Here is a 25,069-nt window from a genome sequence, read left to right on the forward strand (position 1 = left end):
TTTTTTGACGAGTTGTCAACCGGCTGGTTTTAACAAATTGGAGGAACAAAAACGGGATTATGAGAAATGATTATTTGAAGAAATTGATGTTAACCACTATTTTTTTAGCACTTTGTGTTGTTGGCGCAAACGTTAAGATACTGGGATCAATTGCGCTGGATTCAGCTCCGGCTTTCTTGGGAGCCATTTTATTAGGGCCGGCAATCGGTGCATTTTTAGGCTTTTTTGGTCATTTATTGTCAGCGATGCTGGCCGGTTTTCCATTAACGTTGCCGGTTCATCTGATTATTGGGGTGATGATGGCTGCCTGCATGTTCGTGTTCGGTCTGCTTCGTCAGCGTTTAAACTTGTCCCGTGGTTTGGTCATCGTCATTTCCGACGCGATCGGTTATTTGATAAACGTCCCTTTGGAATTAACACTGCTGTATCCGATTTTAAAACAGTCGGTAGTTGCTCTCTTTCTACCACTAACGATTGCGACTGTATTGAATTTGATTTTGTGTGAATTGGTTAGCGCGGCATTGCCGAAACGAGTGAGAAGGACTTTTAAAGCCTTGAAACATTGATGATCGTGGTTCGGATTAAAGGAGGGTTCTGTTTTGAAATTTCGTGATTTAACGATTAAGCCGATTAGCGACAAGACTGCGTTGGTGATCGCATGTGACGTCAGTGCCGGTATTGGTGAGAAGCCGGATGATCTGGTACACGTTACGGCCGATGTTACAGCGGCATTTGCACTAAGGGTACCTTTAATGGAACTGCTTTGTTTTGGGGCGACACCCATTTCGGTTGTTGATACGGTTGGTAATGAAATGACCCCAACCGGTGAAAATATGATTGCCGGACTGAAGCAGGAATTAAAAAGGGCTGGATTGTCGGATATATCGCTGAATGGTAGTACTGAAGACAATATGCCAACCCGGACAACTTCAATTGGGGTAACGGTGATTGGGATCGCGACAAGACGAGTTGATGATTTATTTCAAAAACAGCCTATGGTCATTTATCAATTGGGACGACCATTAGTAGGCGACGCCGTTAAACAACATTTTAGTGATCTATTTTCCTACAACCTGATTAATGAACTCAGGTCTGATTCAGCAGTGATTGACATGTTGCCGGTGGGATCAAAAGGCATCGCATTTGAAATTAATCAACTGGCGAAGACACATCAACTGAAAGTAGTAGACGGTAGTGTAATGGAAACAGAAGAAATGGTTAAATCTGCCGGCCCGGCAACCGTTGCCTTGATTGGTGTCAAACCGGAGAAAAGACGGGTATTTGAACGGCACTTTCCGCAGGTCAGTTATCTAATGAGTTTAACCTAATTGTGATTGGAGACCGAAAAGACATGATTCAAGGATTTATTTTATATACTCAGTTTTTTACCCGTATTCGAATCCCGGTTGAAATTAAAGACCCCGGTCATAAATTTCGAGATAATATCCAGTACTTTACGCTGTTTGGACTGATATTAGGGTGCTTGGAGGCCACTTTATTTTTAGGCTATACATATCTTTTCCCACAGTGGTTTGCATGGATGTTGTTTTGGATGACGGATGGCATGATAACCGGTGGTTTTCATTTGGACGCTTTGGCGGACACGGCAGACGGTGTTATGTCATCGCGGACACCGGATAAAATGTTCAAAATTATGAAAGACAGTCGGCTGGGTACGATGGGAACCCTAGCGTTAATTTATTTTTATGCGATCCTTTTTGGGGTAGGGGCAATCTTGGCCGTCAGGTTTGATCGCTTTCAGTTAACGATGCTTGTACTAATCAGCGTTATGATGGCCAAAACAGGTATTTCACTATTATTTTATAAAATGACGTATGCTGGTGAAGCACCGGGACTTGCGACTATTTGGCAGGGAATTAAGACGTGGCGGATTGGTATCAGTCAGGTTGTTTCTCTTGTTGTTATTGGCGTATTGCTGGGATATCCCGGCCTTATTAGTTATCTGGCTGTACTGATTGTCGCGTACGGCTATCGACGGTATATGTTGGCCCTGCTGGGTGGCTTCAGTGGTGATACGCTGGGCGGTTTTGCGGAAATTTCGCAGGTCATTTTCCTATTGGCGTATGTCATTGTTACCAAATTAATGTAGGTGGTATCGAGATGAAATTATATGTTGCCAGACACGGTCAGACTGATTACAATCAACAGAAAAAGTTTTACGGTTCATCTGATGTGCCGTTGAATGCAAATGGGCGCAAAGACGCGGCTAAACTAGCAGATAAATTTGAAGCATTGCCCTTAGGACTCATTGTAACAAGCGATTTAAAACGAGCCCGGCAAACTGCCCGGCCTATTATAGCGACACACCCGGAAAGCGATAGTCAACTATCCTCAAAATTGGAGGAAAGTCATTTTGGTGCATGGGAAGGTCTTAATGCTGATGAAATCCAAGCAACATTCCCTGAGGATTGGCAAAACTGGCTTGATGATCCCTTTCATGTTTCTCCTACGAATGGAGAGAACTTTCAAGACTTTAATACCAGAGTATTGGCGGGCCTTAAGAACATTCTTTCAGACGCTGCTTCAAACGATCACATCTTACTGGTCGCTCATCTTGGCGTGCTGCGAGTGATTAACCAATCATTTTTTCCTGAAAGTAATTTTTGGGAGCAGAAATTTCCGGCGGGGACTTATTCAGTTTATCAACTGGATGAGGTCGGAAGGTGTGTGGGAGTGGTGTATGACGTTTAGTGAAAATAAGTTCGATAGTTAAATTAGCCTGTACGGATATGATGACAAATAGTTTATGACAGAATATGCTCTTTCAGGGATAAAAATAAATTAGAAATTTAGCTGAAAGCATAGACGAAAACAAGAAAGCGCTTCCATATAATGTAAGTGAAGCATTTTTACAATATTAATTTATGGGAGTGAATATAATGGATGGCAATATTCAAAATATCGATGCCAAATCAAAAGCTGCAGTGAACGTATCGAGACGATATTGGTGGAAAGTTGTAGCGCTTTGTTTCGTAGGATGGATATTAATTTATGCTGATCGGACTATTTTGAATCCTGTGCAGGAGCAAATTGGTGCTCAGTTTCATATTGGAAATACACAGTTGGGATTAGTCAACAGTATTTTCTTTCTAACATATGCAATTTGTCAAATTCCCTTTGGGATACTTGGTGATCGGGTTGGTAGACGTTTAGTTATCATGGGCGGTTTTATTGTATTAGGAATTATGACATTTTTTAGTGGGTTTGCATTTTCGTTTGGTATTTTTCTATTATTTCGTGCATTAGCTGGTGCTGGCCAAGGAACTTACTATGGGCCTCAATATGCATTATCTACAGAGGCTATTCCGACTAAAGATTTAACCTTAGGAACTGCCATTATTAATAGTGGGATGGCATTCGGAACATCTGGCGGCTATCTTTTATCGAGTAGTATGGTGCTCCAGCACGGAATGGCATGGCAAACACCATTTTATGTTATGGCATTACCAACTATTATTGTTGGCGTTTTGTTTTATGTAGTATTAAAAGAAAAGGTTATTCGTCCTGAAGATCAAGGAAACACTGAAAAAACTGCAGAAGTTAAAAAATCGGAAGAAAGTAAGGTCCAACTTAAGGATCTATTCAAGAATCGGAATTTAGTATTTGCATTTATCTTATGCTTTTGCTCTATTTACGCAAATTTTGTAATTTTAACTTGGCTGCCCCAATTTTTGCAGGTAGAAAGAGGATTTCAAGGAAGTAGTGTTGGCTTTATTTCATCACTAGTACCATGGGCTTCAATCCCTGGTGCAATTGTATTCGCAAGAATTTATGATAAATTAAAAAAGACAAAATTAATGATTGCATTTTTAGTGCCGATTTCACTGGTTGCGGTGTTTGGAATTGCTTTTGTAACTAACAAGTTATTATTGATTGTTTTATTAATTGTTTATGGCCTAACCGGTAAATTAGCAATTGATCCAATTCTTGTGGCATTTGTTACTAAGAATTCACCAAGAGGATCATTATCAACTGCGCTGAGTGCATATAATTTTATTGGAATGTCTGGTTCTATTTTGGCTCCCTACTTAACGGGATGGATTTCAGATCAATTTGGTTCAATGCAAATCGGATTTTATTTAGCAGCTGTTCTACTGTTGGTTGGATTAGTTCTATTCACGTTTACGAATGATAAAAAGAATTTGGTTCAAGGATAAACAGCTAACAGAATAAGGAAGTCAGTACAGCAGTCCTCAATGGCAAACATTAAGGACTGCTTTTATTGTTCTTGTACCTTTAGGGCCTTGTTTATCTTAAAAAATGTTTGGTTTGGATCGAGCATGTCATTATTGTAATTAGTAATCCGTGAGGTACTTAGTCTTACAGGAGTGCTTGTGAACTAGAGCAAGTATTACAGTAGAAGGCGTTTCCGCTCTTATGATGAATAATATTATTGTTTGATAGGTTGGCTTATTTTATAAGCTATAACTAAAAATAATTAAGTGGGCTTATTGTGGTCCTAAAAAAATATTTCGCTAAATATATTCGCCCTTGTCAACAAAAAAACAGCCATCTTTTTTGATGGCCGTAACTATAATTAATCTATTTTAACTTTTTTATTTGATTTTGGGTCGCTCTGATCCTTATCCTTTTCGGGAAACCAGCGATACATAACGGCTTTAAAAAAGTCGGAACCATAATCTAAGAAGAAAACACCTAAAAGCATACAACAAGCTAACTGGAGAACAAAGACGTACCAATTATTGATTTTTATATTTAGTGATATTTCCATAAATGTTCCCCAAGCTAGTAACCAAGCTGGAATAAAAGTTGCTTTAAGAAGCGTTCCTTGAAGTAGAATTGCAATGAGGGCCATTATACCGAAGACACTTGAGGTCCACCAAAGCATATTCATATTTGGAATTTGAAATAAATTATAAGCAATTAAGCCCCAAATAATTCCCATTCCAAAACTTAGAGATACGTTCCACGGATTTTTCTTTGATTCGTCCATTCCAGCATAAAATGCTGATGTGATGAATGCTACTGGGGCCATCCAGAAAGCTAATGATCCGGATATAAGACCATAGAAAAAGGTAAATATACCAATTCCCAATGCGCTATAGGTGACCTCTTTGCCACTAGCAATATATTGTTTCATTTAAACCGCTCCTTGTATTAGCAAAATCTACGGTAAAGATGCTCACAGTTGAACAACTTATTTAACAAGTTCATCATAAACAATTCTGAAAGCGGTTACATGGTAGGCAGTAGATAAAAATTCACACTCCTGTTTATCTCTTAAAGCTAATCAGTGTTCTGTTACGGCATCTAACCAGCTAATTAATTTTCGATAACAATCAAGGTTGGTTTCATTGACTTCTCTATCAAAATCATGTTCCTTTGAATTGATAGGAATTAACTTAGAATTTGGTAGCTTTGCTTTTAACATGATTGAATTAATGAACGGGACATCTGGATCAGATGAGGACTGACACATGTAAGTCGGTGGAAAGTTTTGTAGTGTACTTTTTGAAAGTTGCTTTTCTTTACTTTGAGTTTCCTTAAAGATCATTTTCTGCCACTGACTGCTTTGACGAGCATAAACATACAATAAGAACCGTTCTTCTACAGAACTTGAGGTGACAGGAGACGTTGAAATCATCGATTGTGCCTCTTCGAAGGTCACTTTTGGGTAACTGGCATACATTGAATTTTTCTTTTGTAAATTAGTGGATAATAAGCTTTCAAAGCCATAGAAGTCGACGAATGCTTTGGGCTTTTGGCTAAGATTTTCTGTCATTAATTGCAGACAAAGGTAAGCACCAGCTGAGCGACCAAAAAGAATATAGTCATTATTGAGTAATCCTAGTTTTTTACTGTTCATTAGAAAGAACTTTAATCCATCATTAACGGATTGAATTATTGCGCTATAGGAACATTCGGGAGCTAAACAATAATCAATTGAAAATAGTGAGTAACCTGACTCTAGAAGAAGTTTGACGTAAGGAGCTGGTAAGTCGTTTCGATTACCGTAAATTAGACCGCCACCGTGAATATAAAAAATGGTTGGTTTTTTAACTTTTGCCTCAGATTTCCAAAATGTGGCATGAACTGTAATTTTCTCACCTGTGCTGTAACTAATAGTTTGCAATTAAAATCATTCCTTTCATACTGTTTCATCATTTAGTACATTAAGCACCCGAATACCAACGTTTAATCTAAAGACTTCATCTACATCTGAAAAATTAATACTTGTTCTTTCCTGAATTTTATTTAGTCTATAGCTCATTGTCTTGGGATGGATAAAGAGCGCGCTTGCACTAGCTTTGGCATTTTGATTATGTTCGAGATAGGTCTTTAACGTTGTATATAGTTCTGGTTTGTCTTTGTAAATTTTTAGAAGATCTTCTGGAACAAAAGACCTTAATTTTTCTGGATTATCAACTTGAAATAGGAATCTGTAAAATCCGAGATCGTTGTAGTTGAAAATCTGGTTCCGTTTATTTAAATGGCTGGCAATCTGAAGTGTTTTCAATGCCTGTGATGCATAGACCTTAAAGTCCTTTGGATGACAAGTTTCACTTAATCCAATCTGAAAGTTTAGATTAGGATGAGTGTCCTCAAGTGTCTGCAGTATTTTTTGTAAGTTATCCTGAAGCTTTTCGGGAGTTTGCTGATCCTCCGAAATGATTAGAATAATTCTATTTTGGCGAATACGATAAACTGTATTAGGCCAGTATAGTTTAAATTGACTAACGACGCGATCAGCTTCTCGGGGATTATCTCGATAGTAATCTGGCTGTACTTTTTCTTCTTTTAAGGCTTGCACAACGGTGACGCGATAATTGCTTGTTTCTACAAGGTTAAAGTGTTTCAAAGTAGCTTGGAATTCCTCTTCACTTGCAATTTTTCCGTTAATAAGATCATCAATGATGTCGTTGGCATATGTTCTTAACCCTTGATTTAAGGCGGTTTGTTTTAGAACTTCCATTTGTGTGAAGTTAACAGCATTTTCAATAGCCATAAAATCGACATCTTGAAGGATCTGATTTTCTTGTAGCACTCCAAGGTAAAGCTGATCTTGGCTCTGAGGAATTTTTACCATTAATAATTTAAAACTCTTGTCAGTTAATGTTACCTCATAGTATTGATAATTTGTATACTCCTTTTTTGGCACAGGTCTTCTTTGGGTGAAATCAATTTCTTTTAATTTATGCGTATTTTGATCATTATGAATAATATTGGAGGCAATATTATCTTCGATTTTAAAAATAAATGTTGGATTACTTACTAAAGATGAAAGTAAGTTAACGATGGCGTTGAATGAGCTGTTTTGGATTGCTAATTGAATAAATTGCTGATTTATTTTTTTGTATTGATTCAGCAATAAATTTTTTTCGTTGAACAGTAATTGCATTGATTCCAGCATGATGTCGTTATATTTAATATTTTTGGGGATTTCAATTAACGGAATTTTGTACTGATTGCAATCATCAATAATAGTCTGAGGGATTTCGTTAACAAATCTTGAAGTCTTGATAATTAATCCACTGCAATTGTGATTATGAAGTGATCGCATGAATTGGCCGATTGCTTTTTCTGAAAGGTTATCGAATCCATATAATGATGATAGCAGAACTTCGTTTGGTGTAATCCATTGCTCAACGTCAGGTGCTTCGGTGATCATAATATTTTCAACGGGATTATTTAAACCTGCTGATCCAGCAATTAACTTTGAATTATTAAGCGATTCTATTTTTTGAATATCTTTTAATATGATGGCCATATTCTTTCCTCCTTGTATTAATGTTCAACATTAAGGATACTCTTGAAAGGATAAAAATCAATTTAAAGAAAGCGATTTCTATTATCCTTATAAGATATAAAAGCGCTTTCTTTATTATCTAGATAAGTAAATGTAATTGACTCCAAAAATTCTTATTATAAGAGCGTAAGTTAAATTGTTAACCAGCAAAGGGAGGAAACCAATTTGCTATATACAGTAATTAGAAAAAATAGTTATCAAGATTCTATCAATTTGATGCTTCTAACCAAAAATATTAGTTCAATGCCTGGTGTTAAAGAAGTTCAGGTAATGATGGGGACAGATGCAAATAAGGATATTTTTGATGAGGCAGGGTTATTAACTGATGAAGCTAAGTCTGCTGAGCCAAACGATATGATGATCGTTCTTGATGCTGATAAAAAAGATGTCATGGATGATGTTTTGAAACAGATTGATAAATTTCTAAATGATTTATCAGTAAAAAGTGATGATTCTGATAGTGATTCTAAAAAAGTTACCAATTGGGATGACGCTATGAAGAGTATTCCAGATGCTAACTTAGCAGTTATATCGGTTCCTGGGTTATATGCAGCAGATGAAATTGATAATGCATTAGATCATAATTTAAATGCTTTTGTCTTCAGTGATAATGTATCGCTTGAGGATGAAAGCAGATTGAAGAAAAAGGCACATAAAAAAGGGTTGCTTGTAATGGGCCCCGATTGCGGAACAGGAATTATTAGTAATGTTCCGTTAGCTTTTACTAATGTGGTTCGCTCGGGCAATATTGGATTAGTGGGTGCTTCTGGTACTGGAATTCAAGAAGTTACCAGTATGATTGAACGCCTTGGTGGTGGAGTCACGCATGCAATCGGAACCGGCGGTCGAGATTTATCGGATAGTGTAGGTGCGATAACCATGGAGGATGCGATTGCTGGTCTTGCCCATCATGATCCAACTGAAGTGATAGGCATTATTTCCAAGCCACCGGCAAAAGAAGTTCGTGATGATGTGGTTAGTTTACTTCATAGCATTGATAAACCAGTGGTTGCAATTTTCTTAGGTGAAAAACCAGATCATCATGAAGATTCGGTATATTTGGCTCATACATTGGAAGAAACAGCAAAAATTGCAATGGATTTAGCCGATAATAAACCCGTTAAAGATAATTATTATTCTAAAAAACCACTTGCAGATGCAGATCCTAAGCTTGAAGGAAAGCATATTATTGGCTTGTATTCTGGTGGCACACTTGCGTATGAAGCTGGAATGTTGGTTTCTGAAGCATTAAATCTGGGTGGTATTATTTCCGAAGATGGTTATGTTCTTAAAGCAAAAGGCAATGAGGTATTGGATCTTGGTGATGATATTTACACTCAAGGACGTCCACATCCAATGATCGATCCACGAATTCGGATTGAAAAAATTAGTGAGTATGCTAACGATCCTAAGACTGGCGTTATTCTTTTGGATGATGTTCTTGGATATGGTACCGATGATACAATGGCTGAAAGCCTTGCAGATGCTGTTAATAACGTTTCTAGAAAACATCCACGTATTAAGTTTGTTGCAACAGTTGTTGGAACAAGAGATGATCCCCAAGATTATGATGCTGCAAGAAAAACGTTACAAGATGCGGGTATCATTGTTCTTGATAGCAATGCACAAGCTGTTAGGTATGCACTCAACTTAATTGGTAAAGATTTAAATGAACCCGATAAAAAGGTTGTTAACTATACAGGTGGAACACGTGAAGTGCCAACTCCAAGTGAATCCGTTCTTGATCTATTGTACACAAAGCCACGAGTAGTTAACGTTGGACTTTCAGAGTTCTTAGATCCAGTTATTAAGTTTGGTGGTACTGGTGTTCAATTCGACTGGAAACCAGTTGCTGGTGGAAATCCGAAGCTGATTAAAATTATTAAAAAAGTTAAGGCTCTTCAAAATCGAGATCAAGAAAACGCAAAGATTGTTGATGCATATAAGAAAGCCGCTCCATTTTTGGTAGACGTTGTTCCTGCAGGAACAGTTATTTCAGAGCTTAAGGGACATACATTACTTCATGCCGGTCCTCCAATTGAATATAATGAAATGACAGAACCTATGCAGGGTGGTTGTATTGGCGCAATCCTTTTTGAAGGCTGGGCTGATAATGAGGATGATGCACGTCAAATGCTTGAAAGTGGGGATGTTAAATTCCTTTGCAATCATGATGTTAACGCAGTTGGCCCAATGGGAGGCATTACGTCGGCTCATATGGCGGTACTAGTGATTAAAAATGCACTTAAGGGCAATGACGCGTACTGCACAATGAACGAAGGTATTGGAAAGGTACTTCGGTTTGGTGCTTATTCTGAAGAAGTAATAACTCGTTTAAAGTGGATGGCAAATGTGTTGGCTCCAACATTAAGCGCTGCACTCAAGAAACTTGATGGTGGTCTAAATGTTAATGTTATGATGGCTAAAGCAATTACTATGGGTGATGAATTCCATCAACGTAACATCGCCGCTACATTAGTATTCCTCAAAGAAGTGGCACCGTTGATTGTTTCGCTTAATATTAGCGAAAAGGATAAGCAAGATGTTATTCAATTCTTGGCAGATACTGATCAATTCTTCTTGAGCATTATGATGGCAACAGGAAAGTCAATGGTTGATGCCGCAAGAACTTATAAGCATGGAACAGTTGTTACAACAATGACTCGAAATGGTAAAGACTTTGGTATTCGAATCAGTGGTTTAGGTGATCAGTGGTTCACAGCACCGGTTAATACACCGCAAGGACTGTTCTTTACTGGCTTTTCTCAAAAAGATGCTAATCCGGATATTGGTGATAGCGCAATTGCTGAAACTGTTGGATTTGGCGGAATGGCTATGATCGCTGCTCCTGGTGTAACACGATTTGTTGGTGCAGGCGGTTTTAAGGACGCACAAAAGATTAGCAATGAAATGGCTAAGATTACGCTTGATCGAAACCCTAACTTTACGATTCCAACTTGGGATTACCAAGGAACAGCTATCGGGATCGATATTGTAAAAGTTGTTGAAACTGGGATTACACCAATTATTAATACTGGAATTGCAAGTAAAGTTGCAGGTGTTGGTCAAGTAGGCGCTGGTACTGTCCATGCTCCGCTAGCTTGTTTCGAGAAGGCCTTAATTGCTTATGCCAACAATATGGGACTGCTAGAAGACGATGATGCAACGTTATTAGAAAAAGAATTAGTTAAGGAATAAGTGATGTTTATGAGCCTTAATCATAATCAAACAAATGGAGAGAAGAGCAATATGCTCCCTCTCCATTTGTTTAATAAAGACCATGGAATTATCAATACCATGTTTCAGCATAGTTTTAATATTGATTTCCCAGACCTACTTTTTCACGTCGGAAATGAATCTGATTCACTTTCTTGTACGGGGATTACTCTGGAAGATGATGTAGTGGATGAATTATTAAAATATATTGATGTAAATGATCCTGTGTCTTTTATTAAGGGAAAGTTGTACCTTTATACAAAGAAAGAAATAAGAACGATTGATTTAGAGCCTTTAAAAACTGTTGATTTAAGAATTCCACAAATCAAGCTAGATTTAAATTTCCTAAAAAAGATTATTGAGAAATTTAATATTATTGATTTTCAGAATGATTGGGGACTAAGTGATGAATATTCTCCCAATAAGGTTATTAAAATGCTCATTGAAAGCTGTGATCCAGAGCAAATCATGGAAACTCTGAAGTTTCTTTATGGGCGAGGGCGAGGTCTTACCCCAAGCGGTGATGATATTATCGTTGGCTTTACAAGCGTTCTTAGCGCCTTTGGATTTAAACAGTTAACCTTATGGAAAGAGCAAGTGAAAATCATCTTAGAAAGTCGTGCAACGACTGATGTTTCTGAATCATATATTCAGGCAGTCTTGGAAAACTATACTTCAAAGAAAATGGTTCAATTCTTGAAAGTTATTCGAGATAAAGATAAGGAGCAGTTGGCTTCTTCACTTTTGGATATTCAGAATTTTGGCCATACTTCAGGAACGGATACGCTACTGGGAATGTATGCTGCTTTTATGTTATTGAAGAGTAAATTTATCCACTGAAGATAAAAAAATATATTCGAGTTATACTCGGTTACCGGTGCTTTTGAAGAAGATGTGTGTGAGAATATGTATGTAAGCGTTATCATACGATGAATTGTTGTTGCCAATAGGTTTAATCATTTGAGGTGAAAATAATGATAGACATTTTGTTGAAGCAAGTACGTTTGAACGATAATCAGTCATTAAAGGATATTGCGATTTCTGATGGAAAAGTTCAGAAGATTGCTGATGAAATTAATAGTCCAGCAAATCAAATTATTCAAGGGAATGGGCATGTTTTAATACCTGGTTTGGTTGAGTCGCATATTCATTTGGATAAAGCATTAATTTCTAATCGAGTTCATAATCAGTCTGGAACTTTAAAGGAAGCTATTCAGGTTACTGCTGAAGCTAAGCCAACCTTTACAGAAGATGATATTTATCAACGAGCTAAAAGAGCACTTGAAATGGAAATTGAGCACGGGGTCACCAATATGAGAACCCATGCTGAATTTTCTCCTGAAACTGGTTTTGTCGGTTTTAAAACTATCCTTAAACTTAAGGAAGAATATAAAGACATGATTGACATGCAAGTTGTTGCGTTTCCCCAGGATGGTATTTTTAAACTTCCGGGGATGACTGAGATGATGGATGAAGCTATGAAGATGGGGGCTGATGTTGTCGGTGGTATTCCTTACGTAGATCCAGATCCAAAACAACATATTGACTTCTTATTTGATTTAGCAAAGAAGTATGATAAAGATATTGATTTTCACCAAGACTTCTTTGATGATGCAGATAATATTTCTATTGAGTATCTAGCACGTAAGACGATTAAAGAGGGATATCAAGGAAGAGTGACAGTTGGACATGAAACTGCATTGGCTGCGTTACCACTTGAAAAGCTAAATCCAATTATCGATTTGTTACATGAGGCTCAAATTAATGTTATTTCATTACCAGAAACCGATTTACATTTAGGTGGACGAACAGACACCTATAATGTTCGCCGGTGTGTCACACCTATTCGTAGACTGCGAAAGGGTGGAGTAAATGTTGCGCTTTCTACTAATAATATTCGAAATCCGTTTACCCCATTTGGTAATGGTGATATTATGCAGGTTGGTTTTTTAGCCGTACCTGCGGCACATCTTGGTGGTTTGGCGGATTTACCATCAGTATTGGATATGTTGACGGTAGATCCGGCAAAAATTTTGAAGCTGGACCATTATGGAATTAAAGAAGGTAATATTGCAAATCTGGTTCTTCTTGATACCAAACGAAAAGCTGATGCAGTTATTGATATTCCAGAGCGACTTTATGTTATTAAAGATGGCAGAGTCACGGTCAAAACTGAGAAAAAAGTTTCAACTTATCGTAAAAATAAGGAAAAAATAAACATTTAGAGTGATAAATTAAAAATAGAGAAGCAGGAGGAATTACTTTGTCAAAAATCGTCGTTGCCCTTGGCGGCAATGCTATCCTTTCCAAGGATGCATCCGCACAGGCTCAAATGAAAGCAGTTAAAGAAACAGCAAAGGAACTCGTTAATTTTATCAAGAATGGGGACCAGCTCATTATTACCCATGGAAATGGACCACAAGTAGGAAACCTACTACTTCAGCAGAGTGCTGCAGACAGTGATGAGAATCCGGCTATGCCACTTGATACCTGTGGTGCAATGACACAGGGAAGTATTGGCTATTGGTTCCAAAATGCTATGAAAGAGGAATTACTGGATAGTGGCATTGACAAAGACGTTATGGCAATTGTGACCCAAACGATTGTGGATGAAAATGATCCGGCTTTCCAAAACCCATCCAAACCAATCGGACCGTTTTATAAAGAAACAGAAGTCGAAGGTCTAAAGGCTCTTCATCCGGACTGGCAGATTATCGAAGATGCCGGTCGTGGCTACAGACGGGTTGTGCCGTCACCTAAGCCGTTGGAAATCAATGAATATCGTGCCATCAAGCAGGTTGTTGATGCTGGCATCGTTCCAATTGTTTCAGGCGGCGGTGGCATTCCGGTTGTTCGAAAAGGTAACCGGCTGGTTGGAACGGAAGCTGTTATTGATAAGGATTTCAGCGCCTCAAAAATTGCCCAACTAATCGATGCTGATAAACTGATTATTTTAACGTCTGCCGGCGGTGTTTTTTACAACTACGGCAAACCCAATCAGGTTGAACTTAAAGAAGTTAGCGTTGATGAGATTCAAAAACACATTGATGCAAAGGAATTTGCCAAAGGCAGTATGCGGCCAAAGGTTGAAGCAGCTACCAGCTTTGTTCGAAATACCGGTAATCCGGCTGTCATCGGTGATCTTGAAGATGTTAAAGAGATCATTAAAGGCAATGAAGGAACCACTATTGTCAGCGAAAGTGTGCCGGCTACAGTGAAGTAGTTGAGATTGTTTTGAATAAAATAAAGACGCCATACAAGAACAAAACCTTGTATGGCGTCTTTATTTAGAAAGTCTAAGCTGATGCGTATGATCATGCATGGTGGGCTTAAAGGGCAGTCAAAGGAATCAATAACCTGATTGTACCAGCAATGGTAATTCCTTAAGATCCGGCAGGGTATAAGTGGGCTTGATATCGGCTAATGCCGACAACTTCAGTCGATTAATCCAAACGCAAGACCATCCGATTTTATGACATGGTACAACATCCCACCAATAGCCCATTGCAACGTGTAGGTGAGGCTGTTCGAGCTGCTTTGAGGCATAGTCAAAAAACGGTATGGCAGGCTTATAACAGCGGGTTTGTTCAGGTAGGATCGTTTGATCGACTTCGTGATCCAACGCGTTGAGGTGAGCTGCCATCAAGCTTGACGTTGAATTGGACATAATGATGACACGGTGGTCTGCCTCACGCAATTGACGCAGAACGGCAATGACTTCCGGCCAAGGGGTTAAAGTCGTGTATAGGTTGATTAAATCGTTAAAATGGTTGCTGAACAACGATCCGGTTTGAAGTGTCATGTCCATATACGCTAAGTCCCGCTTCAATAAGGCGGAAAATGGCAGCGTTGTTTCGCCATACATTAAGCGATCCTCCCACAATTCGAATTGGGACCAGGCAGCCTGACCGTCAATGCCGTGAGCTGTCCCGAATGCCATCAACCAGGTTTGGATTAGCCGAGTGTCTAATAACGTTCCGTAACAATCGAATGTGATATCCATTAAAATCACCTTTTTGAGTATCATAACACCTGAATCGGAGAATAGTCAGTTTATTTTAGAAGCATTGCAACCAATAAAAAACAGAGCAGTCTGACAACCTGCTCTGCTAATCGTTAAAATGTCAATATATTCTAATAAATTAATACTTCGGCTACCAAGATGCCGCCACCAAAAACCAGGACGAACACGACAACCGGCCAAACGAATTTTAGCCAATGGGAATACTTCATATTCAGCATCTGAAGGGTTGCCATGACTAAACCGGTCGGTGCCAGGAAAAGCATTGCATATTGGCCAAACTGATAGGCAGTGACAACCACAAATCGAGGAATATGAACCGTATCGGCAAGTGGTGCCAGAATTGGCATTGACAGAACGGCCAATCCGGAAGATGACGGGACAATAAAGCCAAGTACAAAGAAGATAAATAACATGACTAAGATAAACGTCGGTCCACTCATATGGGCAACCAGGGTTGATGAAAATTGAAGAATGGTATCCGAGATGAGACCTTCATTTAAGACCAAATTGATACCACGGGCAAGTCCAATGATAAGGGATACGCCTACTAAACTTGAGGCACCGTTAACAAAAGCATCAACGACTCCTTTTTCACCAAGACCATGGTTACCGGTTCCAGTTAAGAACATGATAATAATGGCAAATGCCAAGAATGAGGATGCCATGGTTGGGAACCACCAGCCTTGGGACATCACACCCCAAACCATGATTGGGAAAGCTGAGACGAATAAGAGTAGAATAATCTTTTTTCGAATTGTAAAAGATGATTTCTGGTGATCGTCAGTCGATGCAATTTCCCACATGTGGTTGAATTCATCACGGTCATCATAGGAATACGAGAAGGTCGGATCCGCTTTGACTTTTTTGCTGTACCAATATAGATAAATGATGACGAATGCGGCCGCAACAATACACCCGACTACCCGCCACATAATTCCCTGGGTAAAATCAATTCCGGCAGCGTTTGAAGCAATAACAACCGAGAACGGATTAATTGTTGAAAATGAGGTTCCAATTGAGCTTGCAAGGAAGATGGCTCCGACACAGACAATCGAGTCGTAGCCCATCGCAATGAAGATTGGCACCAATATAGGATAGAACGCAACTGCTTCTTCCTCGATCCCACAAAGGGTACCGCCTAAGACCATTAAAATAGAGACAAAGAAAATCAGTGCGAATTCGTGGCCTTTGGTTTTCTTTGTCAGTGCCATTAATCCCGACTCAAACGCACCGCTTGCTTTAACAACCCCAATCAGGCCACCGAGAACTAAAATAAAGACCATGATGTCGACGGCTTCTATAGTCCCTCGAACCATACTGCTGGTAATATCGCTGGCACCGGCTGGATGTTGTTTGAGCCGCTTGTATGTGTTGGGTACTGAAACAGCTTGGGTAATGCCGCCGGACGTAAACTGGTGAATATCAATTTTTACGCCGAGCTTATCCAATTCTTTCTGGGTACTTGGAATGTTGGATATTTTCCCGTGTGGGTCAGTGATCTGTAAGTGAGAGCTGGTTTGATTATAAGACAGCTTTGAATAACTGCCGGCCGGAATCATCCAGGTTGCCGCTACTGCAACGACCGTTAAGATAAACAGGATGACAAACGCACCGGGCATCTTTAGTTTGAAATGCCGTTTGGGCTTAATTGCTGAATCCATTTGTATAATCCCCCTTCGTTCTATACAATTGGTATTATATGAAGCGGTTTCATATAACTTCACGATACTTCAAAAACTTGTGTAAAAATGTCTAGGGGAATTTAATCATGTTCAAGCAATCACGTTTCATTAGTTACGGACGTTACCAGCGGATCCTGGTTGCGGCGATCTGCATTGCGCTGGCTTCGCAAATCAATTTTCAAACGTATACGTCGGGATTTATCATTACACTGGCAGTTTTGCTGCTGCCGATTTTTCTGTATTTTAATCGCGATTTAAATCCGTTTCAGCTGACATTGGCGGTCGCAGTTGCATCACCGATTTTTCGAGGCGTCCTGTTATTTATAAGTCAGGATGCCAGTGCCAATCACATTATTCAATTTACGATCACGGATATGGCCTTTTATGTGTGTTATGGTGCCCTCTATTATTTGATTTATTGGCGAAATGGCCAACGTAACAACGGCTATTTCTTCTTCACAATTGTCCTGTGCGATTATCTCTCGAATTTGCTGGAGGTCAGCTTATTAACCGGCTTTTCGCATTACAGTTACCAGCTATTCCAATTCTTGTTTATGGCCGCATTGATTCGCAGCCTGGGAAGCTGTTCAATTGCTTTTGTGTACCACTATTTCACACTGATGTTACGGGATGAAAACCACGAACAACGTTATTATCATTTTGTGTGGGTTGCCTCTGCCGTTAAGAGTGACGTGTATTTTATGCGCAAGAATATCAGTGAAATTGAAAACGTCATGAAGAACGCTTATTTGCTTAACCAACAGTTGCAGCAGGACAAAGTCGATGAAAAGCAACAGGATATGGCATTGAGTATTGCCAGGGATGTTCATGAGATTAAGAAAGATTATCAAAACGTTATTCGTGGCCTGGGTGATTATTTTGATGATGATACCAGTGCACCAATGCAGTTGGCCGATATTTTAAAAGTGACGGTAAATTACATCCGTGAAGCAATTAAGCAGCGTCATCAAAATATCGTGATTGAGGTTCATAATCAAGTTGATCTGGTGGTTCCAAACCATTATTACGTTGTATCGATTCTCTCAAATTTAATTTTTAATAGCGTGGACGCAATGGATGATAAGGCTAACGGGTTGATTCGAGTGACTGTGGCAGATGATAATGATCAAATTATTATTAATGTTAGTGATAATGGCAGTGGAATGGATCAAGAAACGCTTGCGATGATTTTTGAACCGGGATTCACGACTAAATTTGATGAAAGTACCGGCGTCGTTTATCGGGGGATCGGCCTATCACATGTTAAAATAATTACCCAAGAGCAGTTTGATGGCGATATTCAAGTGGCATCCAAGCCTGGTCAGGGAACTGATTTTCAGGTAACGCTCAGTAAACGACGACTGACACAGGAGGCACGATCATGAAATTTTACATTGTTGACGATGATCCATCAATTCCAATGATGCTTCGCCGAATTATCGAAAAGGATCCTCAAAATGATGTGGTCGGTATTGCCCACGAGGCTAAAAAGGCGCTGGCTGATTTAACGTTGATGGCTGTCGATATTGTTTTGATAGATCTGCTGATGCCTGAAATCTCAGGGATTGAATTAATTAAGCAATTAAAGCAGCGAAAGCCGTCATTGCGCTTTATTATGATTTCTCAGGTTCGCGACAGTGAGTTGCGGTCAGAAGCTTATCAAACCGGCATTGAGTTTTTCATTGATAAACCAATTAATGTCATTGAAGTTAAAACGGTGATTGAAAAAGTAATTCAGAATATTCAGATGACTGAAAAATTAACGCATATTCAAGCGCTGGTTGGCGGCAGTTTGACGGCTGAACCGGTGGTTGATCAGCGACAGAAAGCTAAGGAGCGAATTCTTTCAATATTAAGGTTTCTGGGAATGACATCGGAAGCCGGCTCTTCTGATATTTTGGCAATTGCCCAAATGATGCTGGAACAACACCTTACTTTTCGAGAAATTGACTTTAATAAGGCCTATCATATCGATGATCGGGAAAAGAAAATTTTGTTTCAGCGAATCCGAAGAGCGATCAAAACCGGCTTAACCAATCTGGCGACTCTCTGCATGGATGATATGGATAATGAAGTCGTGATTGAATACGCAAATTCGTTGTATGAATACAAGAATGTTCGAAATGAAACGCAGTTTTTAAGAGGAACCCGGCAAACGGGTGGTAAAACATCTTTACGACATTTCTTTGACGGCCTATTGAATGAAGTGAATGTATCAGATTAATCGTGAAGCTCAAATGTCCGTCAATCCCGAAAGAGAATTGACGGTTTTTTTGTTCCACTCAAGTGAAAACGTTTTACTAACAATGCCATGTCACTTGATGCGTGCAAACGCAATGGTTTCAAGCGATCTCCATATATGTAACATGTTACGCGTTACGGAACAAAATACATGCTTGTTCAGCCTATGCCGATAGGGGTCAAAACCATATACTTAAGCGCTTTCATCAAGTATAGTAAGACTCGTAAAGAAATACTCGAGGATTTCTGGAACACAATTAAAACGAATTTAAAAAAAGACTAGGAGATAAACATCATGAAACGAGACTTTATCGATACAAACTCATACACCCGCGACGAAATTCAATATTTGATTAATTTAGGTATCCAAATCAAACAGGACATCAAACTTGGCAACTATCCACAGCTTTTGCCACATCGCACATTGGGAATGATCTTTGAAGAGTCTTCAACCAGAACCCGGGTTTCATTTGAGACAGCGATGACTCAGTTGGGTGGTCACGCGCAATATCTTGCACCAGGCCAAATTCATTTAGGCAGTGCCGAAAGCGAATCACTTGGCGATACAGCAATTGTGTTATCACGATTGGTTGATATCCTGATGGCACGGGTTGCAAAACATTCAACTGTTGAAAAATTAGCTCAAACGGCAACGGTTCCTGTTCTTAACGGAATGAGTGATTACAACCATCCAACCCAAGAAGTCGGTGACATCATCACAATGGCTGAACATCTACCAGCTGGTAAGAAACTCAGTGATTGCAAGATTGTTTTTGTTGGTGACGCAACCCAGGTTTGTGTTTCAACAATGTTTATGGCTTCCAAGATGGGAATGAAATTTGTTCAATTTGGCCCTAAAGGGTATCAAATCAAACCCGAAACTTTGGAAATTGGTAAGAAGAACGCTGAAATCTCAGGTGGCAGTGTTGAAATTTCCGAAGATGCCGATGCAGCCCTCAAAGATGCCGATTTCATTTACACCGACGTTTGGTATGGCTTATACGAAGCACCACTTTCATATGATGAAAGAATGAAGATCTTCTATCCTAAGTATCAGGTAAACGATGACTTAATGAGCAAAGCTTCAAGTCACGCAATGTTTATGCACTGCTTACCAGCCAACCGTGGCGAAGAAGTTACTGACAGTGTGATTGATTCACCGGCTTCAATCGCTTGGGATGAAGCAGAAAATCGTTTGACGGCAATGCGTGCCTTACTCGTATACTTGATGGCACCATCAATGAATTACAGTGAAAAACAATTGGATGACTTCAATGATCCAAAGCTTAAATCAATGATTCTAAATCTTGTTGACAACTCGACTCGTTAATCAATCGTTTAACAGATTTTAATGAAGGTGGAAGAAATGGAAAAAGAGAAAAAGTTTAGATTATTTGATGCGGTACTAATGGCGGTCGTTGTTGTCCTAGTTGTTGAATCGGTCGCACCAGCCGCAGCAATCGGTCCATCACAATTCTTCTGGTGGGGAGCACTTCTGATTCTCTTCTTCCTACCATACGGATTAATTTCTGCAGAACTCGGGACTACTTATGATGGCGATGGCGGTATCTATGATTGGGTTCGAAAGGCGTTTGGAAAACGTTGGGGTGGTCGAGCTGCCTGGCTTTATTGGATTAATTTTCCGATTTGGATGGCCAGCCTGGCCGTTCTATTTACCGGCGTTATCGGTCAAGTTTTTCCGACACACTTTGGTACGTGGACAAACGTTGTTATCCAATTGGTCTTTATCGCGATAGTAACCCTGATTTCCTGTTATCCGATTGCGGATAGCAAATGGATCTTGAACCTGGCCGCAATTGCCAAAGTCGTGATCATGCTGAGTTTAGGAATTCTTGGGATTTACGTTGCGATGACCAAAGGTGTTGCAAGTAACTTCACAGTTAAAACGATGCTACCGCAGATGGACGTTAAGAGCCTCGGTTACATCTCGGTTATCCTGTTTAACTTCTTGGGATTTGAAGTTGTGACATCAATGGCAAGTGAAATGCCGAATCCGAAGAAACAAATTCCCCAAGCAATCATCTGGGGCGGTATTTTAATCGCAGTCTTCTACGTATTTGCTGCCTTCGGAATGGGTGTTGCAATTCCAAGTGATAAATTGTCAACCTCAAGTGGATTAATGGAAAGTATCCTATTATTAATCGGTGGTAACAATTGGTTCGTGATTCTGATTGCCATTATGTTCATGTATACGTTGGCTGCCAACCTGATCTCATGGTCAGCCGGAGTTAACTACGTTGCCTCTTATGCAGCAAAAAATCATGACCTTCCGGCAGTCTTCGCAATTGAAAGCAAGAAAAACGGTATGCCGATTGGGGCAACCTTACTAAACGGTCTGATTGCTGCAATTCTGGTTGTTGTATCTCCTTTGATTCCCAATCAAAATATTTTCTGGGCGTTCTTCTCACTTAACGTGGTTGCTTTGTTGGGATCATACATCTTAATGTTCCCATCTTTCAGTAAACTTCGAAAAATCGATCCAAAAGCCGAGCGGCCGTTCAAAGTTCCCGGCAACAAGTTTATGATTTCGTTAATGACTTGGATTCCGGTAACACTCTTGGTTGTCACAGTTATTATGTCAGCTGTTCCTTTGAACGGTAGTGCTGAAGAGATTAACGGCAAAGTGCCAATTCTAATTGGGACGATTATCACATTGATTCTTGGTGAAATCTGTATTCGAATTGCTGAAAAGCACGGAGATAAGAAAGCTCATCAAGAGGCGAGTAGTCACATCGAAGGACACTCGGAACACGCATTAGAAAAGTAACTTGAATTTTGACTTAAACGTAAAGGAAGTTATTAAATTATGAAAACTTTACAATCATCACCTAAAAAAGACGGTTTCAGAATGCCAGGCGAATTTGAACATCATAAGGGTGTTTACATCCTTTGGCCGGAACGCCCGGACAACTGGAGAAACGGTGCCAAACCGGCACAACACACTTTTGTGAACGTTGCGAAAGCTATTTCACAATTCGAACATGTGACTGTTGGCGTTTCAGACGAACAGTTTGCCAATGCCCGTCACATGTTGCCGGATGAGGTTGAAGTGGTTGAGATGTCAAATGATGACTCATGGATTCGTGACTGCGGCCCAACATTTGTGACTAACGAGAATGGTGATCTTCGCGGTGTCGACTGGACATTTAATGCTTGGGGCGGCCTGGTTGACGGGTTGTACTTCCCTTGGGACAAGGATGACCGGGTTGCTCAGAAGGTCACCGAGTTGGAACATGCTGATCGTTATCGATTAGATGACTTTATTCTTGAAGGCGGCTCAATTCATGTTGATGGTGAAGGAACCTTGATCACAACCGAAGAATGCCTACTTTCAGAAGGCCGTAATTCACAGCTGTCCAAAGAACAAATTGAGAATGTTTTGAAAGAATATTTGAATTTGGATAAAGTGATTTGGTTAAAGCGTGGCATTTACAACGATGAAACCAATGGTCACGTGGATAATATTGCCAACTTTGTTAAGCCGGGCGTTGTAGCTTTGGCTTGGACGGATGACAAGAATGATCCACAGTATGAAATTTCAAAAGAAAACTATGACATCTTAAGTAACGCTACTGATGCCAAGGGTCGTAAGATTCAAGTTGAAAAACTTTATGTACCAAAACCGGTAACGATCACCAAAGAGGAAAGCGAAGGTGTTGACGCAGTTGATGGAACGCTTCCTCGTCAAGAAGGCGACCGGCTTGCTGCCAGTTATGTAAACTACTATACGGCAAATGGCGGAATTGTCTTCCCAGAATTTGGCGATCCAAACGATGAAAAAGCCAAAGAAACCTTACAACGACTTTATCCAGACCGTCAAATCGTCGGTGTTCCTGCACGTGAGATCTTACTTGGCGGCGGTAATATTCACTGCATCACCCAACAAGTACCGGCAGGCAGATAGGAGGAATTTAATTTGGCAAAAGTTGTCGTTGCCCTTGGGGGAAATGCGATCCTTTCAAAGGATGCCTCCGCAAAGGCTCAGATGAAGGCTGTTAAAGAAACAGCCAAAGAGTTGGTTAACTTTATTAAAAACGGTGATCAATTGATCATTACCCATGGTAACGGTCCCCAAGTCGGTAACCTGTTACTCCAACAGATTGCTTCCGACAGTAATGAAAATCCGGCGATGCCATTGGACACCTGTGGGGCGATGACTCAAGGATCCATCGGTTACTGGTTTCAAAATGCCATGAAAGAAGCATTATTGGATAGTGGCATTAACAAGGATGTTATTTCAATTGTGACCCAAACCATTGTTGATGAAAATGATCCGGCATTTCAAAATCCTTCAAAACCAATCGGTCCCTTCTACAAGGCCGATGAGGTTGCCGAGTTAAAGGCCCAACACCCTGATTGGGAAATTGTTGAAGATGCCGGTCGTGGCTATCGACGGGTTGTTGCTTCACCCAAACCTTTGGAAATTAATGAGTATCACGCCATTAAACAGGTTGTGGATGCCGGTATTATTCCAATTGTCTCCGGTGGCGGTGGCATTCCCGTTGTGAGGAAAGGCAATCGATTAGTAGGTACCGAAGCGGTTATCGATAAAGATTTTAGTGCTTCTAAAATTGCCCAATTGGTCGATGCCGACAAGTTAATTATTTTAACTTCGGTTGGCGGTGTCTTCTACAACTACGGTAAGCCAAATCAGCAGGAACTCAAAAAAGTGGGCGTTGACGAGGTTCAAGCTCATATTGATGCTGACGAGTTTGCCAAGGGCAGTATGATGCCTAAGGTAAAAGCAGCGGTGGACTTTGTTCGTAATACCGGTAATCCAGCTGTTATCGGTGCTCTTGAGGATGTTCAAAACATTATTAAGGGCACTGAGGGCACCACGATTGTCAAACAGCGTGTGAGCGTTTAAGCAGATTAACAGGTTCATTTAAATCATCAAGAGATTATCAATTAGGAGATCGCTGCTTGAGTGGCCGATCTCCTAATTTTTTGTCTATCCGTAAAGAGAACATGATAAAATTGGATTAGAAAGTAGTCGAGGTAAGAAAATGAAAATCAAAAATTCAAATCCACAAAAGGATGGTTATTATCTGGCACCCGAGTGGCATCAGCATCAACAGTCTTATATGATGTGGCCACAGAGAAGCGATAACTGGCGTGAGGGCGCAAAGCCGGCCCAAAAGACGTTTGCCGAAGTAGCCATTAAGGTGAGCCAATATGAACCCGTGACTATGCTGGTTTCCCAATCGCAATATCAGCATGCCCGTGATGTGCTGCCGGAATCCATTCGCGTGATTGAAATGAGTTATAACGATGCGTGGATGAGAGACATTGGCCCCGCTTATTTAATCAATCACCATGATCAAGTTCGGACGGTTAACTGGCAATTCAATGCCTGGGGTGGCCTAATTGACGGTTTATACTTCCCGTGGGATCAGGATAACCTGGTCGCTAAGAAAGTAACTGACTTGGACCGGTTTGATTATTATGACGTCGACTTTGTTCTTGAAGGCTGCGGCTACCAAACTGATGGTGAGGGAACACTAATGGCCGTTGAGGAGTCGGTTCTTTCCGAAGGACGAAATGGTGAAGTTAAAAGGGCGGATGTCGAGGAAATTTTAAAAAAGGATTTAAATGTTTCTAAGATTATCTGGTTGGAACAAGGGTACTTCATGGACGAAACCAACGGGGATGTTGACAATCTGGTCAATTTTATTCGCCCAGGTGAGGTGGCCTTGAATTGGACAGAGGATCGAACTGATCCAATGTTTGCGATTACCCACCAAGCTTTTAAAATTTTAAGTCAGGCGACCGATGCAATGGGGCGGCAGCTGAAGGTGCATAAAGTGAGCCTGCCTCGACCGTTATTGGCTACTGAAGAAGAAAGTCAGGGTGTCGACCCGGTTAACGGCCTCTTACCAAGATATGCCGGAGATCGGTTAACGGCTTCTTATATTAATTGTTATTTGGCTAATAATGCTGTTATTTTACCTATTTTTGGGGATCAACATGATCAGGAAGCAATAGATCAGTATCAAAAACTATTTCCTGATCGAAAAATCGAACCCGTATACGCTCGTGAGCTGCTGCTTGGCGGCGGTAATATTCATTCAATCGTATTAGGTGTTCCGGACTAGA

21 protein-coding genes are annotated in these 25,069 nt (G+C 40.1%); 16 read left to right on the forward strand and 5 right to left on the reverse strand.

Going from position 1 to position 25,069, the window contains the following annotated elements:
• Positions 1–59 precede the first annotated feature (59 nt).
• The 5 genes from GQR93_RS01285 (at position 60) to GQR93_RS01305 (ending at position 4,178) form a co-directional block, all read left to right on the forward strand.
• Positions 60–566 carry an ECF transporter S component gene (locus GQR93_RS01285; RefSeq protein WP_003551542.1) on the forward strand — a complete coding sequence of 169 codons (507 nt, stop codon included), beginning with the start codon at positions 60–62 and terminating at the stop codon, positions 564–566.
• A gap of 33 nt (positions 567–599) precedes the next feature.
• Positions 600–1,328: an AIR synthase related protein gene (locus tag GQR93_RS01290; protein WP_003551543.1), complete on the forward strand. Its 729-nt coding sequence runs from the start codon at positions 600–602 to the stop codon at positions 1,326–1,328.
• Positions 1,329–1,351: 23 nt separating this feature from the next.
• The gene (locus GQR93_RS01295) at positions 1,352–2,110 is read left to right on the forward strand and encodes an adenosylcobinamide-GDP ribazoletransferase (RefSeq protein ID WP_035444237.1); all 759 of its coding nucleotides are present in this window, start codon (positions 1,352–1,354) and stop codon (positions 2,108–2,110) included.
• An 11-nt stretch (positions 2,111–2,121) separates the two neighbouring features.
• Positions 2,122–2,712, forward strand: a complete 591-nt coding sequence (locus GQR93_RS01300) for a histidine phosphatase family protein (protein WP_003551547.1) — start codon at positions 2,122–2,124, stop codon at positions 2,710–2,712.
• A gap of 188 nt (positions 2,713–2,900) precedes the next feature.
• The gene (locus GQR93_RS01305; protein ID WP_035444239.1) at positions 2,901–4,178 is read left to right on the forward strand and encodes an MFS transporter; all 1,278 of its coding nucleotides are present in this window, start codon (positions 2,901–2,903) and stop codon (positions 4,176–4,178) included.
• 380 nt (positions 4,179–4,558) lie between these two features.
• Here GQR93_RS01305 and GQR93_RS01310 read toward each other — a convergent pair whose 3' ends face one another.
• The 3 genes from GQR93_RS01310 to GQR93_RS01320 all read right to left on the reverse strand — a co-directional run bounded on the left by GQR93_RS01310 (position 4,559) and on the right by GQR93_RS01320 (position 7,750).
• Positions 4,559–5,122: a DUF1097 domain-containing protein gene (locus GQR93_RS01310; protein ID WP_003551551.1), complete on the reverse strand. Its 564-nt coding sequence runs from the start codon at positions 5,120–5,122 to the stop codon at positions 4,559–4,561.
• Positions 5,123–5,272: 150 nt separating this feature from the next.
• The gene (locus tag GQR93_RS01315) at positions 5,273–6,115 is read right to left on the reverse strand and encodes an alpha/beta hydrolase (RefSeq protein WP_003551553.1); all 843 of its coding nucleotides are present in this window, start codon (positions 6,113–6,115) and stop codon (positions 5,273–5,275) included.
• 15 nt (positions 6,116–6,130) lie between these two features.
• Positions 6,131–7,750: a PucR family transcriptional regulator gene (locus tag GQR93_RS01320; protein ID WP_003551556.1), complete on the reverse strand. Its 1,620-nt coding sequence runs from the start codon at positions 7,748–7,750 to the stop codon at positions 6,131–6,133.
• A gap of 204 nt (positions 7,751–7,954) precedes the next feature.
• Here GQR93_RS01320 and GQR93_RS01325 point away from each other — a divergent pair, with 204 nt between their 5' ends.
• The 4 genes from GQR93_RS01325 to arcC (GQR93_RS01340) all read left to right on the forward strand — a co-directional run bounded on the left by GQR93_RS01325 (position 7,955) and on the right by arcC (GQR93_RS01340) (position 14,228).
• Positions 7,955–10,987, forward strand: a complete 3,033-nt coding sequence (locus tag GQR93_RS01325; protein ID WP_080544193.1) for a bifunctional FdrA/YlbE family protein — start codon at positions 7,955–7,957, stop codon at positions 10,985–10,987.
• A 9-nt stretch (positions 10,988–10,996) separates the two neighbouring features.
• Positions 10,997–11,845, forward strand: coding sequence for a DUF2877 domain-containing protein (locus GQR93_RS01330; RefSeq protein WP_225442036.1), 849 nt, complete (start codon positions 10,997–10,999; stop codon positions 11,843–11,845).
• A 134-nt stretch (positions 11,846–11,979) separates the two neighbouring features.
• Entirely contained in the window at positions 11,980–13,230 is a 1,251-nt protein-coding gene (locus GQR93_RS01335) for an amidohydrolase family protein (protein WP_003551563.1), read from the forward strand.
• Positions 13,231–13,268: 38 nt separating this feature from the next.
• Complete coding sequence (arcC, locus tag GQR93_RS01340; protein WP_003551565.1) at positions 13,269–14,228, forward strand: carbamate kinase; 960 nt, start codon at positions 13,269–13,271, stop codon at positions 14,226–14,228.
• Between the two features lie 126 nt (positions 14,229–14,354).
• Here arcC (GQR93_RS01340) and GQR93_RS01345 read toward each other — a convergent pair whose 3' ends face one another.
• Positions 14,355–15,008, reverse strand: coding sequence for an HAD family hydrolase (locus tag GQR93_RS01345; protein WP_159298621.1), 654 nt, complete (start codon positions 15,006–15,008; stop codon positions 14,355–14,357).
• Between the two features lie 131 nt (positions 15,009–15,139).
• Complete coding sequence (locus GQR93_RS01350; RefSeq protein ID WP_003551570.1) at positions 15,140–16,690, reverse strand: YfcC family protein; 1,551 nt, start codon at positions 16,688–16,690, stop codon at positions 15,140–15,142.
• Positions 16,691–16,797: 107 nt separating this feature from the next.
• Here GQR93_RS01350 and GQR93_RS01355 point away from each other — a divergent pair, with 107 nt between their 5' ends.
• From GQR93_RS01355 to aguA (GQR93_RS01385), 7 genes are all read left to right on the forward strand, one after another.
• Complete coding sequence (locus GQR93_RS01355) at positions 16,798–18,096, forward strand: sensor histidine kinase (protein WP_003551580.1); 1,299 nt, start codon at positions 16,798–16,800, stop codon at positions 18,094–18,096.
• Entirely contained in the window at positions 18,093–18,935 is an 843-nt protein-coding gene (locus GQR93_RS01360; protein WP_003551582.1) for a DNA-binding domain-containing protein, read from the forward strand. Before GQR93_RS01355 ends, GQR93_RS01360 begins: the two co-directional genes overlap by 4 nt.
• A 312-nt stretch (positions 18,936–19,247) precedes the next feature.
• Positions 19,248–20,282: a putrescine carbamoyltransferase gene (ptcA, locus tag GQR93_RS01365; protein WP_003551587.1), complete on the forward strand. Its 1,035-nt coding sequence runs from the start codon at positions 19,248–19,250 to the stop codon at positions 20,280–20,282.
• 36 nt (positions 20,283–20,318) lie between these two features.
• A complete protein-coding gene (locus GQR93_RS01370) occupies positions 20,319–21,740 on the forward strand; it encodes an APC family permease (RefSeq protein ID WP_035444244.1) in 1,422 nt (473 codons plus the stop codon).
• Positions 21,741–21,779: 39 nt separating this feature from the next.
• Positions 21,780–22,877, forward strand: coding sequence for an agmatine deiminase (aguA, locus tag GQR93_RS01375; protein ID WP_003551592.1), 1,098 nt, complete (start codon positions 21,780–21,782; stop codon positions 22,875–22,877).
• Between the two features lie 12 nt (positions 22,878–22,889).
• Positions 22,890–23,840, forward strand: a complete 951-nt coding sequence (gene arcC, locus GQR93_RS01380) for a carbamate kinase (RefSeq protein WP_003551595.1) — start codon at positions 22,890–22,892, stop codon at positions 23,838–23,840.
• A gap of 139 nt (positions 23,841–23,979) precedes the next feature.
• Positions 23,980–25,068, forward strand: a complete 1,089-nt coding sequence (gene aguA, locus GQR93_RS01385) for an agmatine deiminase (RefSeq protein WP_003551596.1) — start codon at positions 23,980–23,982, stop codon at positions 25,066–25,068.
• The last annotated feature ends 1 nt before the right edge of the window (position 25,069 follow it).

Source organism: Lentilactobacillus hilgardii (genome assembly GCF_009832765.1).
Lineage (GTDB): Bacteria > Bacillota > Bacilli > Lactobacillales > Lactobacillaceae > Lentilactobacillus > Lentilactobacillus hilgardii.